Origin of the sequence: Phenylobacterium sp. (assembly GCF_046590535.1) — a bacterium.
In the GTDB taxonomy this organism is placed as follows: domain Bacteria; phylum Pseudomonadota; class Alphaproteobacteria; order Caulobacterales; family Caulobacteraceae; genus Phenylobacterium.
Window position 1 is genome coordinate 1 of sequence record NZ_JBKJTG010000188.1, and the last position, 17149, is coordinate 17149.

Genomic DNA, 17149 nt, shown 5'->3' on the forward strand with positions numbered 1-17149 from the left:
GTCCTAGGCCTTTCCGGGCACTGGCTTGTCGTAGCCCATGGCCGTCAGGTCTTCGTCGCCCACGTCGTGGGACTGGAAGCGGGTGATGTTGTCCTTGCCGCTGATCTGGCCAGCGTCGCGCACCTCGTCGAGGCCGTCGATGTCGCTGGCCGAAAGCGCGTCCTCGTCGATGCCCCGGGAACCGGCTTCCGGGCCCAGGCCGTCGAGATCATCTTCGTGCTCCTCGGTGGCGGCGCGGTAGTCGAGCTCGTTGTCCTCCTCCGGGTCGTCGTCGTCGATGGCGTCGGGATCGAACTCGTCGGCGTCCAGGGCCAGCGCCTCATCATCGTCGCGGTCGCCAACTGCCTGCGTCACATCAAGGACGTCAGGGAGCTCCTCAAATGTGCGCATCTCGCCCAAGTCGTCGTCATAGTTGGTTTCGTCCAGGGACTCGGCGGAGTCCTGGGGGTCGGCGTCACCGAAAGCGTCGGGATAGTTGGCCATGATCGCTCCTCGCTCCGGGCGCCAGACGCCCCATCTGCGGAATCAACCCGCTGGTGCGATCAGCGTTCCGGCCGCGCCGAGAACTCGCCGAGTGCCTGGGCCACTTCGGCCATGACGGGGTCCCAGTCGCCGAACCCGGGGGGCAGGAACAGGCGGGTCTGCGGGTACCAGGGATAGCGCTCGGTCCCTAGCCGCGGCCAGGCGCCGGGGGTGGACATCAGGAACATCGGCACACCACAAGCCCCGGCGATGTTGAGGGTGGCGTTGGAGAAGCCGACGACGAGGTCCAGCGCGCAGCAGAGCGCGGCCACGTCGTCCAGGTCCTGCTTCAGGTCGATCCCCGGCGGCGTCCAGACCTGCACGCCGAGCTCGCGTTTCACCCATGCGAGTTCCTCCGAACAGTCGCCGTACTGGAGGTTGACGAACGTCACCCCCGGTTGGGCCAGGACCGGCGCCCATGCCGCGAAGGGCGAGAAAAACCGATGCCGTGCGTCGTTGCTGACGGCGCTTTTCCACAGAAGCCCGACCTTGGCGCCCGCGGGCGCGGTCTCCAGCGCCTGGTGCCAGTGAGCGACCCGGGCGGGATCGGCCCGCAGGTAGGACCCGCTCTGGGGGAAGGCGTCGACGTTGCGACGGAACTCCCGCAGCAGCGAGCCCATCGGGGTCCACAGGTCGATGGCGGCCAGATCGGGGACCGCGGGTACGACGCGCACGGTGCGTCCATCGACGTTGTAGGTGGCGTGCCGGTCGATCCGGGCCTGCGGAAAGCTGCGCGTGAACAGCGCCATCAGCCGGGGCTCGACCGCCAGGGTCAGGCGACCGTCCGGCCCCAGGCGATCCAGCACGTCGGGCAGAGTGTTGGCGAACAGCACCTCGTCGCCCAGCCCCTGTTCGGCGATCACCAGCAGGGACCGGCCGGCCAGGTCGGCGCCCGGCTCCCAGCGGGGCCGATCCACCGCGAAGTGGGTGACGTCGTTGAACTGCGGGTCGAGTCGCGCCTCATACTCGTCCCAGCCTTCGCCCACTCGGCCCAGAGCCATCAGGATGGTGGAGCGAGCCAGCCGCATCATCTGGCGCTCGTCGGCGGGCACCACTCCCGCCAGGGCCTGTTCGCAGGCGGCCAGGGCGCCCACGGGGTCGCCCAGCGCCAGACGCGCGTTGCCGGCATTATAGCGGGCCTTGGGGAAGTCGTCCTGCAGGCGCAGCGCCTCGCGGAAGAACACCTCGGCGTTGGGGAAGTCGCCTTGCTCGGCGATCACCGTGCCCATGGTGTTCCACAGCATGGCGGTGTGGGGATGCTTGAGGATCGCCGGGCGCAGGATCTCGACCGCCTCGTCCGGGCGATCCTGGTCGCGGATGGCGCAGGCCAGGTTGTTGGCGCCCTCAGGGTGGTCGGGGTAGCGGGTCAGGAAGTGGCGGAACAGCTTCTCCGCCTGGGTCCGCATGCCCATGCGGTAGGCCAGCCGGCCCAGGTCGTTGGCCACCTCGGCGTGATCTGGCAACAGCCGCAACGCCGACTCGTAGGCCGCCACCGAGGAGGCGAAGTCGCCGGCCCGTTCACGGGCGATGGCCAGGAGGTACCAGCCGAAGCCATTGCGCTCATCCATCTCGAGCGCCTTGATGGCCCATTCGCCGCCGGTCTGGTGATCCTCGGCCTGCAGAGCCGCGACGGCGCGGTTCAGCAGCGGCTGGATGGCGAAGGCCTTAAGCTCGGCCATGGCGGCGGTGAGCTGGGTCAGCGCATCGCGGGAGCCCGCCTGGCCCAAGGCGCTGGTGGCGAGGCGCACCTGTGAAGGGGCCGAGCCGATCTGCAGGGCGGCGGCGGAGGTTGCGCTGGTGGGGGCCTTGCGCGGCATGCGGGGGAGACTCCGATAGGTCGGCGCCTAGCTCGCCCGGTTATGCTTAATTCCCGCTTAATCCTGGCCTCTTTGGATCGCGGCAACAGCCCGTTAACGCGTCTCCGATTAAGCGTGATGTGCGTTCGGCCCAGAGGAAAGCGACAATGGGTCATTCGAATCGCGATGAAGATTCGTGAGCGCTCAGATCTGGGAGGCGGGACTTGCCGCTTAAATTGTCGCTGAAGCCGGGGGAGAAGTTCGTCCTCAACGGTGCGGTCGTGCAGAACGGCGACCGCCGGGGCGTCCTGGTCCTGCAGAACAAGGCCTCTGTCCTTCGTGAAAAAGACATTATGCAGGAGGACGAGGTCAACACGCCGGGCCGTCGGATCTATTTCCCGGTGATGATGATGTACCTCGATGAGGCCGGGGCGGAGCGCTACTACGACGAGTTCGTCCGCCGGCTGACCGAATTCATGGGCGTGATAACCAACCCACAGATCCTCGGCGACTGTGTCGCCATCTCCAAGCACTGCATGGCGCGCGAGTACTACAAGGCGCTGATGCTCTGCCGGAAGCTTATCGAGTACGAAGACGAAAGGCTGGGCAATGTCCCTTCAGGCTTATCAGCAGGCGGCGACGCGGGCTGAGAGCCCACGTGAGACCGAATACCGTCTGTTCGCGCAGGTCACGCGCGCCCTGATGGACGCGGCCAAGTGCGATCCAAGCGATATCCGCGGCCGGATCGACGCCCTGGACTGGAACCGCCGCATCTGGTCGGTGATGGGGAGCGACTGCGCCGATCCCGGCAACCAGCTGCCGGCGCAGCTGCGCGCCTCGATCATCTCGCTGAGCATCTGGGTGGGCAAGCACACCAGCGCGGTGATCCGGCGCGAGGAAGAGATCGAGCCCCTGATCGACATCAACCGGATGATCATGCAGGGCCTGACCGGCGGGGCCGCCGCCGCGGCCTGATCCGCCGGACATCATCTAGAGACCTCGAAAGGCCGCGGCGATTCCGCGGCCTTTCGCATGGCGGCCTGACGCAGCCGGTCCGGCAGGACCTGCCGAGCGGCAGGTTTGGCTAACGGAGCGCCGACGACGTCTCCCGGAGATACCCAAAACCTTCAATGAACACAGCGTCTTGCCCTGGACCGGCTAAGGTTAAGCCTGGCCCGCGGCTTGCGATGATTCCTCTGGGCGAAAATCGCCCGCCGGCAAAAGTCCGGGCAACTACCTCCAGAATGGAAGGACGATCCAATGCCGTTCAATTCGGTCAATACGAACACGGGCGCCATGGTGGCGCTTCAGAACCTCAACTCGACCAACGCGGAGCTCGCCACAGCACAGACGAGAATCAACACTGGCAAGCGTATCGCTTCCGCGAAGGACAACGGCGCCATCTGGGCCATCGCCCAGAACCAGCGCGCCACGTCCGGCTCGCTGAACGCGGTTCGCGAGTCGCTGCAACGTGCGCAATCCACCGTCGACGTGGCCATATCGGCCGGCGAAACCGTCTCGGACATTCTCCTGCAGATGAAGGAGAAGGCCCTGTCGGCTTCGGATACGTCGTTGGACGCTGCGAGCCGCACCGCCCTGAACGATGACTTCAAGGCGCTGCGCGATCAACTGTCCAAGGCCGTGTCCAACGCCGACTTCAATGGCGTCAACATGGTCAAGGCGGGTGGCACCACGGTTGCGGCGCTGGCCAATGCGGACGGCACGTCCAAGATCACGGTTGCGGCTCAGTCGCTGGCTCTCGGCGGCACGAACGTGACGGTGGCCGCGGCGGGCTCGATCGGGACCGTCACCCTAGCGGCCGCTATGATCGCCACGGTGAACACCTCGATCACCAACGTCTCGACGGCGCTGTCCAAGCTGGGCACCGGGTCGAGGTCGCTGGGTTCGCACATGGACTTCATCTCGAAGCTCCAGGACAGCATCGACGCCGGCGTGGGCAACCTCGTTGACGCCGACCTCGCGAAGGAAAGCGCCAAGCTCCAAGCTCTGCAGACCAAGCAGCAGCTCGGAATCCAGGCGCTATCCATCGCCAACCAAGGTCCGCAGTCCCTCCTGGGGCTGTTCCAGTAAGTCGAGACCCCGGACGGGCTTTGTCCCGTCCGGGGCCCCTTTTAACGTCCTGGGCGGTTTCTGCCGGTCCAGCGCGGCAAATTCTGCCGCCCGGACCCTCAGCTCGGCAGAAGTTGCCGGGCCAGGACGTCCCTAACAGAGCTATAACCCTGACTTTTCACGTGCTTGTGGAGAGCCGCCGGGAGGCCGCCGTTGGCCCATAGCTTGCTGCCATAGAGGTCGGGCAAAACGCCCCCGGCCGTCAAAATGACGCCGGTCCCTGAGAAAAGGACCTACGCGATGAATAGCGTGAACACCAATGTCGGCGCCATGGTTGCGCTGCAAAACCTCAATCAAACCAACGACGAACTGATGACCACGCAGGCCCGTATCAATACGGGCAAGCGCGTCGCGTCAGCCAAGGACAACGGCGCCATCTGGGCCATCGCCCAGAACCAGCGCGCCACCTCCAACTCACTCAACGCCGTCAAGGAATCGCTGCAACGCGCGCAGTCGACCGTGGACGTGGCCATCTCGGCCGGTGAGACCGTCTCCGACATCCTTCTGCAAATGAAGGAAAAGGCCCTCTCCGCTTCGGATACGTCCCTCGACACCGCCAGCCGCACCGCGCTCAACGATGACTTCAAGGCGTTGCGCGACCAACTGGCGAAGGCCGTCTCCAACGCCGAATTCAACGGCGTCAACATGGTCAAGGCCGCCGGCACCACGATCGCCGCTATCGCGAACGCGGACGGCACCTCCAAGATCACGGTCGCCGCTCAGTCGCTGGCTCTCGGCGGCGCGAACGTGACTGTGGCCGCGGCCGGTTCGATCGGCACGGTGACCCTCGCCACGGCGATGATCGCCACGGTGAACACCTCGATCACCAACGTGTCCTCGGCGCTGTCCAAGTTCGGCACCGGCTCCCGGTCGCTGGGTTCGCACATGGACTTCGTCGGCAAGCTGCAAGACAGCATCGACGCGGGCGTGGGCAACCTGGTGGACGCGGACCTCGCGAAGGAAAGCGCCAAGCTCCAGGCTCTGCAGACCAAGCAGCAGCTGGGCATCCAGGCGCTGTCGATCGCGAACCAGTCCTCGTCGATCCTGCTGGGCCTGTTCCGCTAAAGCCCTTGAAACCCGCGGGGCATTTCGCTCCGCGGCCATCACGTGGCGGCGGGCAGGGAAACCTGCCCGCCGTTCGCGTAATCGGGAGCGCCGGCGTTCGAAGCGCCAGCGATTGGAACGATGCAAAACAAGGTTGCGGCCTTCGCAGCCACCCCGGACCCGACCTTTGGTCAACAGCAGCCCGCCGCGAAGCCGGACGTCGTCCGCTCCACCGAGCCCGCCGCACCGGCCACGGACCCGGTCGATCTGCGACTCGTCATTGAAGAGGATCAAGCCAGCGGTTCCTACGTCTACAAGACCATCAACCGGCTCACCGGCGAAGTCGTCCAGCAGTTCCCCAGGGAGCAGATCCTGCGGCTGCGGGAAGAGGTCCGCTACACCGCCGGGGCCGTGATCCGCGCCAGGGCCTGATCCTCCGGCTCCGCCCAGGAGCCGTCCATCCGACGCCACCGCCCGGGGCCGCCCGCGGCGGCGACGCCCGTTAACGATCTGATCACCACGATTTCGTAAGTTCCCGGCCATGCAGAGCCCGCGACTCGGACGAGTGCGGGCCCCGGCCGGAGAAGCGTGATGACGATCAGCGTGCATACCAACAAGTCCGCGCTCATCGCGCTGCAGAACCTTAACAAGACCAATGACGAACTGGGCGAGGTCCAAAACCGGATCAACACCGGCCTGAGGATCGCCAGCGCCAAGGACAACGCCGCGGTCTGGGCCATCGCCCAGGGCCAGCGGGCCGACATAGGGGCGCTTGGCGCGGTGAAGATGAGCCTGGAGCGGGCCCACTCCATCGCCGAGGTCTCGATGACCGCCGGCGAATCGATCTCCGACCTGCTGGTGCAGTTGAAGGAGAAGGTGGTCGCGGCGATGGACACTTCGCTGGATCCCACCTCGCGCACCGCGCTGAACAGCGACTTCAAGTCGATCCTGCGCCAGATCGCCCAGATCAGCGGCAATGCCGAGTTCGACGGCGCGAACCTGCTGAACGGGTCGCTGGGCGCCAATATCCAGTTCCTGGCCAACGCCGACGCCAATTCCAAGATCACGCTATCGAGCCAGAACCTCTCCCTGGGCGGCGCGATCATCACCATCGCCGCGACGGCCTCGATCAACACAGTGACCAACGCCACCACGGTGTTGACGGCGCTGAACACCTCGATCAGCGCGGTGAACCAGGCGCTGGGCAACCTGGGGTCGCAGGCAAAGCAGATCGACGCCCATACCGCTTTCGTCTCCAAGCTGACCGACGTCCTGGAGACCGGCGTCGGCAGCCTGGTGGACGCCGACCTCGCCAAGGAAAGCGCCCGCCTGCAGGCGCTGCAGGTGCAGCAGCAGCTCGGCGCCCAGGCGCTCTCGATCGCCAACCAGGCGCCACAGGTGATCCTGCAGCTCTTCCAGAACTGATGAACCCGTTTCGTTGGGGCGTAGGGAAGGCCCGGGCGCCGGTCGCCCGGGCTTTTTCTTGGGCGCTTAACGGCCTGTCAGCCGTCTTGCGCGTAAGGATGTCCTGCGGGCCTGCGCCCGTGGGCGGGAACCCATGGTCCTGACGATCGACACCAGCTTGCTGACCGGGTTCTACCAGTCGCGCCTTGGGCTGGGCGCGTCGGCGGCGGCCCCGCGCTCGCCAAAGGTCGCCCCCACCGCGCCCTGGACCAAGCCGCCGACGCCTGCGGAGGCCAGCGCCTCGGTGAAGACGGCGCTGACCGGCAAGCGGTTGATCAACGAGAACGCCGCCCAACTCGACCTGGCCGGCGCCAGCGCCGACTACCGAAAGCTGTTCGCGCTCTACCAGGGCCTCACCACCCTCAGCGGCGTCGCCGAGCAGATGCGCAACAAGGGCCTGACCAGCTTCGACACGAGCCGCATCCAGGCAACCTTCGCCAAGGGCATGGCCGAGGTCACCGGCTATGTTGACACCCTGAAGCTGGAGAAGCTGCGGGTGGCCCAGGGAGAGGCCGCCGCCTCGGTCAAGACCACGGTCCCGGTGGCCAAGACCAAGACCGACTACGTCACGCCACCGCTGGTCAGCGGGTCCAGCACGGACTTGGTTCCGGCGTTTCAAGGAAATGTCAATTTCACTATTTCTATCAAACGTGTAAGCACGATTCATAATGTGCAGATCGACTTAGCGGGCATGGGCGTCCAACCCCGCTCGATGGCGAATGTGGTCACCTACATCAACGACCAGCTGACCGCCGCTGGAGTGGATACGCGGGTCGCCACCCAGCGCACCGCGGGCCTGCCGCGCACTGTCGAGGCGGGTGGCAAGACCGTCACCCTGGGACCGGGCCCCGACCAGTGGGCGCTGAAGGTAAAGGTCTCGATCGGGGAGACCGTGACCTTCGCCGCGCCGGCCACAGCGGGCGCGGTCTATATGGCCCAGACGGTGGGCAATCCCGATCCGGACGGCAAGCCCGCCACCAACGACGACGCCACCCAGCGCCAGATGCTGAAGTTCCAGACCGACACCGCCACGGTGGAGGCGCCCGCGCAGAAGGCCGGAGAGGCCAACTGGGTGGAGGGTCGCGCCTTCGTCCAGGCGCTGGGCCCGCAGGTCAAGGCGGTGCACGACACCAAGGTGGGCGCGGACGGCTCGGTCTACATGCTGGCCGACGTCACCGCGAAGATCGAGGGCCAGGGCCTGCGCGGCAAGCAGGACGTGGCGCTCCTGAAGTACGATCCGGCGGGCAAGCTGATCTACGCGCGAACCCTGGGGGCCGGCGACAACGCCACGGGCCTGGCCCTGGCGCTCTCCGCCGACGGCAAGATCGCCGTGGCCGGGGCGGTGACCGGAGCCCTGAACGGGGCTGTGGAAGGCCCGCTGAACTCTGGCGCTACCGGCTCTTTCGCCACCCAGTCCGACAGCTTCGTGACCCTCTACGACGCCGAGGGTCAGGAGGTGTGGACCCAGCGCCGCGGGGCCAGACAGGCCGACGAGGCCAGCGAAGTCGCCTTTGGCGCCGACGGCACTGTCTATGTGCAGGGCCGCGCCCAGTCCGGGATGCCCGGCTCGACGGCGGTGGGCGGCTGGGACAGCTACGTGCAGGCCTTTAAGGTCGATGCGACGGGCAAGGTGCAGACCCTGTTCACCCACAGCTTCGGCACCACGGGGTCGGACCGGCCCGCGGGCCTGGTGGTGGACGGGTCGAGCCTGGTCACCGCCAGCGTCGACGACGGGCGCGCGGTGCTGCGCCGCTTCGACCTCTCCGGCGGGACGCCGGTGCTGAGCGCCACGCGGGACCTGGGCGACCTGCAGGGCGGCGAGATCACCGGCCTGGCGCTGGACGGCGGGGAGATCGTGGTGGCGGGCTCGACGCGCAACGCAGCGCTGGCCGCCGGGACCGTCACCCGGGCCCACGCCGGCGGTTCAGACGCCTTCGCCGCGCGACTGTCGGCGGGGCTGACGGCCAGCGCCGGCGACCGCCTGGCCTATTACGGCGGCACGGGCGATGACCGGGCCACGTCGCTTGCCGTCAGCGGCGGCCAGGTGTGGATCGCGGGCCAGGCCGGAACGGACCTGCCCGGTCAGCCGGCGGTAGGGACCAAGGACGGCTTTCTGACGCGGCTGGACGTGGCGGCGGGGACCATCGACTGGTCGCGGCGCTTCACCGGCAAGGATGGCCGCGCCGCGCCCACCTCCATCGCCATCGATCCCGTGGGCGCCAGCGTGCTCGACCGAATCGGCCTGCCCAAGGGCACGCTAGACCTGTCGGACTCCGCGCGGATCACCGCCGTCTCCAGCGCCCGCGCCGGCGACCAGTTCACCATCAAGGCCGGCGAGGGGCGGGCGCAGACCGTCACCATCACCGAGAACGACACCCTAGACACCCTGGCCCACAAGATCCGCCGCGCGGCGGGCTTCCAGGCCAAGGTGACCCTGAGCATTGTGGAAGGGGTCCGACGGCTCAGTATCGCTCCGCTCAACGACCGCATGATCCTGGAGATCGGGCCCGGCAAGACCGACAAGAACGCGCTGGCCATGCTGGGTATCCCCGAAGGCGTGGTCCGCAACACCGACGTGGTCGACGGCAAGAGCGTGCCGGCCGACGGCAAGGGGATGCTCTATGGCCTTGGCCTGCCCAGCGACCTGAACCTGGCCACCGACCAGGAGCTGGCGCACTCGCTGTCCCAGCTGGCCCAGGCCATGGGCGTGATCCGCACGGCCTACAAAGACCTGGTGGCCGCCGCAACGCCCAAGAGCGCCCAGGCAGCCACCACAGCCGCCGCCGCAGGCAAGGTCCCGGCCTACCTCTCCAACCAGATCGCCAACTACCAGGCCGCGCTGAACCGCCTGACCGGCGGCTGAGAAGCGGCGGCTTATGTGGCGATTCAGAAATTCGTCTGCGCCTGTGGCGAGCTCAGTACGAATTTCTGAATCTTCGGCCACACGAGCAAGCGTATGATTTCTAGTGTGCTTCCTGGGTCTGAAGTTCGCACAGAGCCCGATCCAAGAGTGGGGCGAGCTTCAGATCCAGCACGCTAGCGCCGCGGCGCTTGAAAGCCGCGGGCGCGCGGTCTAGCGAGGGCCATGGATTCCGAGAACGACCGCCCGGGCGGTTCCGACAACGACCGCCGCCGTCTGCTGGTGCTGCTGGGCGGGGCGCTGGCCCTCTTGGCCGGCCTGCTGATCGCCTGGCTGCTGGTGCAGGGCGGCCGGGGCGACAAGGTCACGGCGCCGGCCGCGTCGGCAGGGGGCCTGGTGATCGATTCCTCGGCGATGGAGGATGGCAAGATCGACCCGGCCATGCCGCTGCGCTGTTTCGTGGCTGGCCAGTTCGTGGGCGAGTTGACCCTGGCCCAGTGCGCCCAGCGCAACGGCGTGGCCACCGGCGCCTTGGATGTGGGTGTTGACCAAACCGGCGCCCTGGCCGCCGCCGACGGGCTGGGTGAGGTGCTGGCCCCGCTGCCGCCTGCCGAGGAGCCTCAGCCCATCGAGGCGCCGGTCGCCGTGGCCGCGCCGCCCACCAGCAGCGCTCCGCTGGGCGCCTGCTGGCGCCACGGCGACAGCCAGTGGCGCAAGATCCCCATCGAGATGTCGCTCAACGCCTGCGTCCAGACCCTGTTCGCCGGTCGCTGCGAGCGTCCCGGCGGCGCTACCTATGGCCGCTGGGGCCAACAGACCCTGCGGCTGGTCGCCGGCCGGGTGGAGGCCTCGGGCGACAACGCCAGCTTCCACACCCTGGCGGACCAGGGCGCCGGCTGCAGCATCCCGCCGGTGGGCTGAGCGCCTGGAGATCGCCACAACCCGCTGATAGGCTCCCACCATGCACGCCAAGCTGATGCTCCTCGCCGCCGCCCTCCTGGCGGTCACCGCCTGCGCCAAGCGCACCGAGCCGCCCGGCGACGTGGGCGTCTGTTTCCACGTGGTGCCGCAGCAGGACGGGGCGCTGAAGTACAACCGCCTGATCGAGGCGCCGAACCTGGAGACCTGCGCAGCCAACCTGGAGGCCATGCGGATCAAGTTCCTGCGTCTGGGCGGCAACCAGCAGAACATCTACGGCGCCTACCAGGCCAATTTCCTGTTCCTGGAAAAGGAGGGGGTGATGACCTCCACCTCGCTGGAAGGGCCGCGCTACGTGGCCCTGGTGCGCACCGGCGACGGCCGTCTGGCGATCCCTGGCGCCATGCCGCGGCAATAGTCTGTGGATGGATCACGCCGGACCAGAACGTAAAGAGAACATTCCTCTTGCGGCGCCCATGGGCGGCACGCTAGCCTGCCGCAGGGCACGGCCCGAAACTCTACGGAAACTTAGGACAACGACATGGCGGGCAGCGTCAACAAGGTCATTCTGGTGGGCAACCTGGGGGCTGACCCCGAAATCCGCACCCTCACATCCGGCGACCGGGTGGCGAATCTGCGGGTCGCCACCTCGGAAACCTGGCGCGACCGCACATCCGGCGAGCGCAAGGAGCGCACCGAGTGGCACCGGGTGGTGATCTTCAACGACAACCTCGTGAAGGTGGCCGAGAGCTACCTGCGCAAGGGCTCCAAGATCTACATCGAAGGCGCCATCCAGACCCGCAAGTGGGCCGACCAGTCGGGGGTCGAGAAGTATTCCACCGAGGTCGTGCTGCAGAAGTTCCGCGGCGAACTGACTATGCTGGACGGCCGCGGCGGTGACGCCGAGCAGGGCGAGGGCGGCGGCCATTCCGGCGGCTTCTCGTCCGGGCCGAAGGCGCAGGGTTCAGGCCCGCGCGAGGACTTCTCCGCCGACCTGGACGACGAAATCCCGTTCTAGGCCGACCCTAAGGGACGGCGGCGGCCGGCGGCGGGCAGACGTCGCCGATCCGCCGGGCCTGCGTGCTGGCGCGGCCCGGGATGTCGATCCCCGCGAACTCCACGGCGACGTCGGCGGTGAGGTTGAAGCTGGTGGGGGTGTAGTCGCCGGCGCCGGCGATGGCGACCTTGCGGCCCTTCTTGCTGACGCAGGTCCCCTTCAGGGTAATCTTCCCGCCCTGGATGACCCGGGTGGGATAGGTGCAGGCGTAGTGGCGGTTCGAGGGCCCGGACATGAACTTGTCCACGTCGGCCGGCGTGATGCAGCGCTTCTCCACCGAGGTCTGGCGGATCGGCGACAGCAGCTTGTTGGTGGATTCCCAATAGCCGGGCTGGATGGCCGTCTGGGCGGCGGCGGGGCCGGCCAGGGCCAAGCCGAGGAGCAGGGCGTGCGACAGTCTCATGGTCAGGCTCTTTGGATCCGATATGCGGCCAGCTTGAGGCGCGGCGGATGAACCCGCGATTACCGGGCCCGGTTCAACGGGTGTGCAGCACCACGCCCTCGTCCACATGCTGCAGGTTGGCTTCGCGCAGGGCTGCGCCCACCTCGTCGTAGAAGAACGGCAGGAAGGCGTAGCGGCGGGCGCGGGTCACCGGCGTGGCCTCATGCTGCAGGCTGCAGGAGAACACCACCGCGCCGCCCGTTGGGGGCCGGTAGGTGCGCTGGCCGAATTCCGGGAACCGCAAATCGCCGCCGTCGAACGCCTCGGCGTTGAGGTTGATCGAGACGGCGAACACCCGGTGGGCGGTGCCGAGGGTCTCGTTGTCGCGGTGCGGCCGGAAGTAACCACCCTCCGCAGCGTCGTAGCAGGCCACTAGGTAGCGCTCCATGCGGGTGGGCTTGAACTGGAAGGCCCGCCGCATCGACGGGATCAGGCGCCGGGCGAGCCGCGTGGCGATCTCGTCGCGGAAGTCGGGGTCGTCAATGAACACGTCGCGCCGCTTCTTGAACGATCCCATGACCCCCACGGTCTTGCCGCCCACGTCGCGCATCACCCCCGACGGCGTGCCGCCGACCGCGTCGTAGTGGTCGATCAGCCGGCGACAGAAGGCCGGCTCGAAGACCCGCGGGACGATCAGCACTGGGGCGTGCAGGGCCGCGCCGGCGTAGGCGTCCACCGGGGGCAGCCGCTCAATCTCATCGAAGACCCGCCGGTACTCGGCCAGGGGCGCGTGGGCCAGCACCCGCAAGCTGGGATCGAGCAACAGGCAGAAGGGATGCTCAACGCCGGCCTCGTCGATGGCGCCGTAGAGCCGGCTCACCGCGCGGTCGGCGTCCAGGAACCAGCGCATCCCGGGCGCCCGGTCGCGGGCCGTGGCGATGCTTTGCGCATCGGTGATCACTGTGAAGGCGGCCAGGTTATGGTCGTCGATCCTGCGCCCCAGGGCGGCGGCGGCCTGCATGAACGCCGCGCGCGCCGGACGGCCGGTAGGCAGGAAAGTCAGCAGGACGTAGCGGCCGCTGAGGGTGCTGAAATTGAACACAGCGTTGCTCGGCGTCGGCGCCACGAACCACGGCGCGAGGTCGCCGACGGAGAGCGGCGGGGCGGGCCAGGCGGTGGTCATGACGTCGGCTGAAGGGCGGCTATGCGGGTCTCATAGTTCGCCAGCACCTGGGCCCCGGCGGCGTCATAGAAGAACGGCAGGAAGGCGTACCGGCGCCCCAGGGTGATCCGGGTGGCCTCGTGCATCAGGCTGCAGGAGAACACTGCCGCGCCACCCGGCGGCGGCCGGTAGGTTGCGGGTCCGAATTCCGGGAACCGCAGGTCCCCGCCCTCGTAGGTGTCGTTGAGGTTGAGGGAGCAGGCGAACTTGCGGTGGGCGGTGCCCTGGGTGGTGTCGTCGCGGTGCGCCCGGAACACGCCGCCGTCCTCGGCGTCATAGCAGGCCACCAGGTAGCGCTCGATGTGGGTGACCCGGAAGGCCAGGGCGCGCTCGATCATCGGATAGAGGCGGCGTTCCAGCCGGTCGAGGACGGCGGCCTTCAGGTCGGGGTCCTCGATCAGCACGTCGCGGCGCTTCTTCAGTTCGTCCATCACCGCCACGGTGCGCGCACCTTCGTCGCGCATGACGCCGGTGAAGCGGGCGGCGCCGTTGGCGTGCAGGGCCACCAGCGCCTGGCAGAGCTCGGGCTCCAGGATGCGAGGCGCGATCAGCACCGGGGCGTGCAGCGGCGTCGCCGCGTGGTCGGCCACGGCGGGCAGGGTGCGCAGATAGCTGAGCACCGCCTCGTGCTCGCCCAGGGGCGCCGAACCCAGCGCCCGCAAGGTGGGATCCAGGACCAGCCAGTGCGGGTGCGCGACCCCCTCGGCGTCGAGGGCGGCGTAGCGCCGGCTGACCGCGCCCGATCGGTCGTCGATCCAGCGCAAGCCCCGCAGGTCCCGGACGCCGGCCCAGGTCTCCTCGTCGCGGACCATCACGAAGGCGCACAGCTTGGCGTCGTCGAACAGGGCCATGTTGGCCGCCAACGCCTTCAAGGCCGGCCCCCGGCGCCCGGCGTCGGGCGGCAGGAAGGCCATCAGCACATAGCGGCCGGCCGCGGTGTCGAACACGAATTGCGGGGTGGTGGGGGTCGGCGCCGTAAACCAGGGCGCGGACTCGCCGGGCAAGAGCGGCATTCAGGGTCCTTTTTCAGATCTGCTTTCTAGGGCGCCGTGAGGCCGAGGTCACCACCGCTAGGGCGCGTCTCGCGCGCACACCCGCGCGGCGGTGGCGCGCGGGGGTTTAAAATGCTACCAATGACCCCCACTTAAACAGTCCGATTCTAACGGCTAAATCCCTCCCTTGACTGACGAAAACACCACCCCTCCGGACGACCGGCGCGGGGGCGTCGCCCCTATCGCGATCGAAGACGAGCTGAAGCGCTCCTATCTCGATTACGCCATGAGCGTGATCGTGAGCCGGGCGCTGCCAGACGTGCGCGACGGCCTGAAGCCCGTGCACCGGCGCATCCTCTATTCCATGAGCGAGCAGGGTCACACGCCCGACCGCAGCTATGTGAAGTCGGCGCGCATCGTCGGCGACGTCATGGGCAAATACCATCCGCACGGGGACGTGGCGATCTACGACACCCTGGTGCGCCTGGCGCAGCCGTTCTCCATGAACCTGCTGCTGATCGACGGGCAGGGAAACTTCGGTTCGGTGGACAACGATCCGCCGGCGGCCATGCGCTACACCGAAAGCCGCATGACCAAGGCGGCGATGGCGATCCTGGCCGACCTCGACAAGGACACGGTCGACTTCAAGGACAATTACGACGGCTCCGAGAGCGAGCCGGTGGTGTTGCCCTCGCGCATCCCCAACCTGCTGGTCAACGGGGCTGGCGGCATCGCAGTGGGCATGGCCACCAATATCCCGCCGCATAACCTGGGTGAGATCGTCGACGCCTGCCTGGCCTATGTGGACAACCCCGAGGTCACCCTCGATGAGCTACTGGAGATCGTCCCGGGCCCCGACTTCCCCACCGGCGGCCAGATCATCGGGCGCACCGGCGCGCGCCTGGCGCTGATGACCGGGCGCGGTTCGGTGATCATGCGCGGCGACGCCACCGTCGAGGAGATCCGCAAGGATCGCGAGGCGATCGTCATCACGGCGATCCCCTACCAGGTGAACAAGGCCGCCCTGGTGGAGCGCATCGCCGAGTTGGTGCGCGAAAAGCGCATTGAGGGCGTCGCCGATCTGCGCGACGAAAGCGACCGCCAGGGCATGCGGGTGGTCATCGAGATGAAGCGCGACGCCTCGGGCGAAGTGCTGCTGAACCAGCTCTACCGCTACACGTCGCTGCAGACCTCGTTCGGGGTCAACATGCTGGCGCTCAACCGCGGCCGGCCCCTGCAGATGGGCCTGCGCGAGATGGTCACCGCCTTCGTCGACTTCCGCGAAGAAGTGGTCGTGCGCCGCACCAAGTTCGAGCTCTCCAAGGCCCGCGACCGCGGCCATGTGCTAGTGGGCTTGGCCATCGCCGTCGCCAACATCGACGAGTTCATCCACATCATCCGCTCGTCCAAGGACCCTAGCGAGGCGCGCGAGCGGCTGGTGGCCCAGGACTGGCCGGCCGGCGACATGCTGCCCCTGGTGGAGCTGATCGCCGACCCGCGCACGGTGATCGTCACCGCCGGCCGCATCCGGCTGACCGACGAGCAGGCCCGCGCCGTGCTGGCCCTGACGCTGTCGCGGCTTACCGGCCTTGGCCGCGACGAGATTTTCGGCGAGGCCCGCACCCTGGCCGACAGCATTCAGGGCTTCTTGGACATTCTCTCTTCGCGCGAGCGGGTGATGGGCATCGTGCGCGAAGAGTTGGTGGAGGTCCGCGAGGCCTTCGCCGTGCCCCGCCGCACCCAGATCGTCGAGGGCGACGCCGACGTCGAGGACGAGGACCTGATCACCCGCGAGGAGATGGTCATCACCGTCACCCACGGCGGCTATGTGAAGCGCACGGCGCTGACCACCTATCGGACCCAGCATCGCGGCGGCAAGGGCCGCTCCGGCATGGCCACCAAGGAAGAGGATGCGGTGACCCGCGTCTTCTCGGCCAACACCCACACGCCGATGCTGTTCTTCTCCTCGGGCGGCAAGGCCTACAAGCTGAAGGTGTGGCGCCTGCCGGTGGGCACGCCCACGTCCCGCGGCAAGGCGTTCGTCAACCTGCTGCCCATCGAGCCCGGCGAGAGCATCACCTCGATCCTGCCGCTGCCCGAAGACGAGGCCAGCTGGGACCAGTACGATGTGATGTTCGCCACCCGATCGGGCGGGGTGCGGCGCAACAAGCTGTCGGACTTCGTGGACATCCGCCGCAACGGCAAGATCGCCATGAAGCTGGACGAGGGCGATAGCATCGTCGGCGTGGGCGTCTGCAACGCCCAGGCCAACGACATCCTGCTGACCACGGCGCTGGGCCGCTGCATCCGTTTCGCCACGGAGGAGGTGCGGGTGTTCGCGGGCCGCGATTCCACGGGCGTACGCGGCATCCGCCTGGCCGAGGGCGACCGGGTGATCTCCATGGCCATCCTGCGTGCGGTGGCAGCGACGCCGGCCGAGCGCCTGGCCTATCTGAAGCACGCCAAGGCCATGCGCCTGGCGCTGAGCGGCGAGGCCGAGGACGGCGACGAGCCGGTGGCGGCGGCCGAGGACGAAGACGTGGGCGGTGAGGGCGAAGTCACCCTGGGCGTCGAGCGGATCGCCGAACTGGGCGCGGCGGAGGAAGTGATTCTCACCGTCTCCACCGAAGGCTTCGGCAAGCGCACCTCGGCCTATGAGTTCCGCCGCACGGGCCGCGGCGGCCAGGGGCTGCTGGCCCAGGACCTCACCAAGCGGGGCGGCCGGCTGGCCGCCTCGTTCCCGGTGGACGAGGCCGACCAGA

Annotated in this window: 16 protein-coding genes; 11 read left to right on the forward strand and 5 right to left on the reverse strand. The window is 67.9% G+C overall.

Annotated elements, in window-relative coordinates; genetic code table 11:
• Positions 1-3 precede the first annotated feature (3 nt).
• Entirely contained in the window at positions 4-483 is a 480-nt protein-coding gene (locus ACLL81_RS11265; protein ID WP_411288436.1) for a hypothetical protein, read from the reverse strand.
• Between the two features lie 59 nt (positions 484-542).
• The gene (locus ACLL81_RS11270) at positions 543-2339 is read right to left on the reverse strand and encodes a tetratricopeptide repeat protein (protein WP_411288437.1); all 1797 of its coding nucleotides are present in this window, start codon (positions 2337-2339) and stop codon (positions 543-545) included.
• 203 nt (positions 2340-2542) lie between these two features.
• Between ACLL81_RS11270 and flbT the strand changes: the two genes are divergently transcribed.
• The 10 genes from flbT (at position 2543) to ssb (ending at position 11752) form a co-directional block, all read left to right on the forward strand.
• Complete coding sequence (gene flbT, locus ACLL81_RS11275; RefSeq protein ID WP_411288438.1) at positions 2543-2968, forward strand: flagellar biosynthesis repressor FlbT; 426 nt, start codon at positions 2543-2545, stop codon at positions 2966-2968.
• On the forward strand, positions 2928-3293 hold the full coding sequence (flaF, locus tag ACLL81_RS11280) for a flagellar biosynthesis regulator FlaF (protein ID WP_411288439.1): 366 nt from the start codon (positions 2928-2930) through the stop codon (positions 3291-3293). Before flbT ends, flaF begins: the two co-directional genes overlap by 41 nt.
• 285 nt (positions 3294-3578) lie before the next feature.
• Entirely contained in the window at positions 3579-4409 is an 831-nt protein-coding gene (locus ACLL81_RS11285; RefSeq protein ID WP_411288440.1) for a flagellin, read from the forward strand.
• A 279-nt stretch (positions 4410-4688) separates the two neighbouring features.
• Positions 4689-5513, forward strand: a complete 825-nt coding sequence (locus ACLL81_RS11290; protein WP_411288441.1) for a flagellin — start codon at positions 4689-4691, stop codon at positions 5511-5513.
• 120 nt (positions 5514-5633) lie between these two features.
• Positions 5634-5924 (forward strand): flagellar protein FlaG, encoded by a 291-nt coding sequence (locus tag ACLL81_RS11295; protein WP_411288442.1) that lies wholly within the window; start codon positions 5634-5636, stop codon positions 5922-5924.
• Positions 5925-6083: 159 nt separating this feature from the next.
• Positions 6084-6917: a flagellin gene (locus tag ACLL81_RS11300; protein ID WP_411288443.1), complete on the forward strand. Its 834-nt coding sequence runs from the start codon at positions 6084-6086 to the stop codon at positions 6915-6917.
• A 133-nt stretch (positions 6918-7050) separates the two neighbouring features.
• Positions 7051-9819: a hypothetical protein gene (locus tag ACLL81_RS11305; protein ID WP_411288444.1), complete on the forward strand. Its 2769-nt coding sequence runs from the start codon at positions 7051-7053 to the stop codon at positions 9817-9819.
• Positions 9820-10041: 222 nt separating this feature from the next.
• The gene (locus tag ACLL81_RS11310; protein WP_411288445.1) at positions 10042-10737 is read left to right on the forward strand and encodes a hypothetical protein; all 696 of its coding nucleotides are present in this window, start codon (positions 10042-10044) and stop codon (positions 10735-10737) included.
• A 40-nt stretch (positions 10738-10777) separates the two neighbouring features.
• On the forward strand, positions 10778-11152 hold the full coding sequence (locus ACLL81_RS11315) for a hypothetical protein (protein WP_411288446.1): 375 nt from the start codon (positions 10778-10780) through the stop codon (positions 11150-11152).
• A 123-nt stretch (positions 11153-11275) separates the two neighbouring features.
• The gene (gene ssb, locus ACLL81_RS11320) at positions 11276-11752 is read left to right on the forward strand and encodes a single-stranded DNA-binding protein (protein WP_411288447.1); all 477 of its coding nucleotides are present in this window, start codon (positions 11276-11278) and stop codon (positions 11750-11752) included.
• A 7-nt stretch (positions 11753-11759) separates the two neighbouring features.
• Here ssb and ACLL81_RS11325 read toward each other — a convergent pair whose 3' ends face one another.
• The 3 genes from ACLL81_RS11325 to ACLL81_RS11335 all read right to left on the reverse strand — a co-directional run bounded on the left by ACLL81_RS11325 (position 11760) and on the right by ACLL81_RS11335 (position 14408).
• On the reverse strand, positions 11760-12194 hold the full coding sequence (locus ACLL81_RS11325) for a DUF3617 domain-containing protein (RefSeq protein ID WP_411288448.1): 435 nt from the start codon (positions 12192-12194) through the stop codon (positions 11760-11762).
• 73 nt (positions 12195-12267) lie between these two features.
• Positions 12268-13356, reverse strand: a complete 1089-nt coding sequence (locus ACLL81_RS11330) for a 2OG-Fe(II) oxygenase (protein WP_411288449.1) — start codon at positions 13354-13356, stop codon at positions 12268-12270.
• Positions 13353-14408, reverse strand: coding sequence for a 2OG-Fe(II) oxygenase (locus tag ACLL81_RS11335; protein WP_411288450.1), 1056 nt, complete (start codon positions 14406-14408; stop codon positions 13353-13355). Before ACLL81_RS11335 ends, ACLL81_RS11330 begins: the two co-directional genes overlap by 4 nt.
• A gap of 166 nt (positions 14409-14574) precedes the next feature.
• Here ACLL81_RS11335 and gyrA point away from each other — a divergent pair.
• A partial coding sequence (gyrA, locus tag ACLL81_RS11340) for a DNA gyrase subunit A (RefSeq protein ID WP_411288451.1) occupies positions 14575-17149 on the forward strand: 2575 nt, incomplete at its 3' end.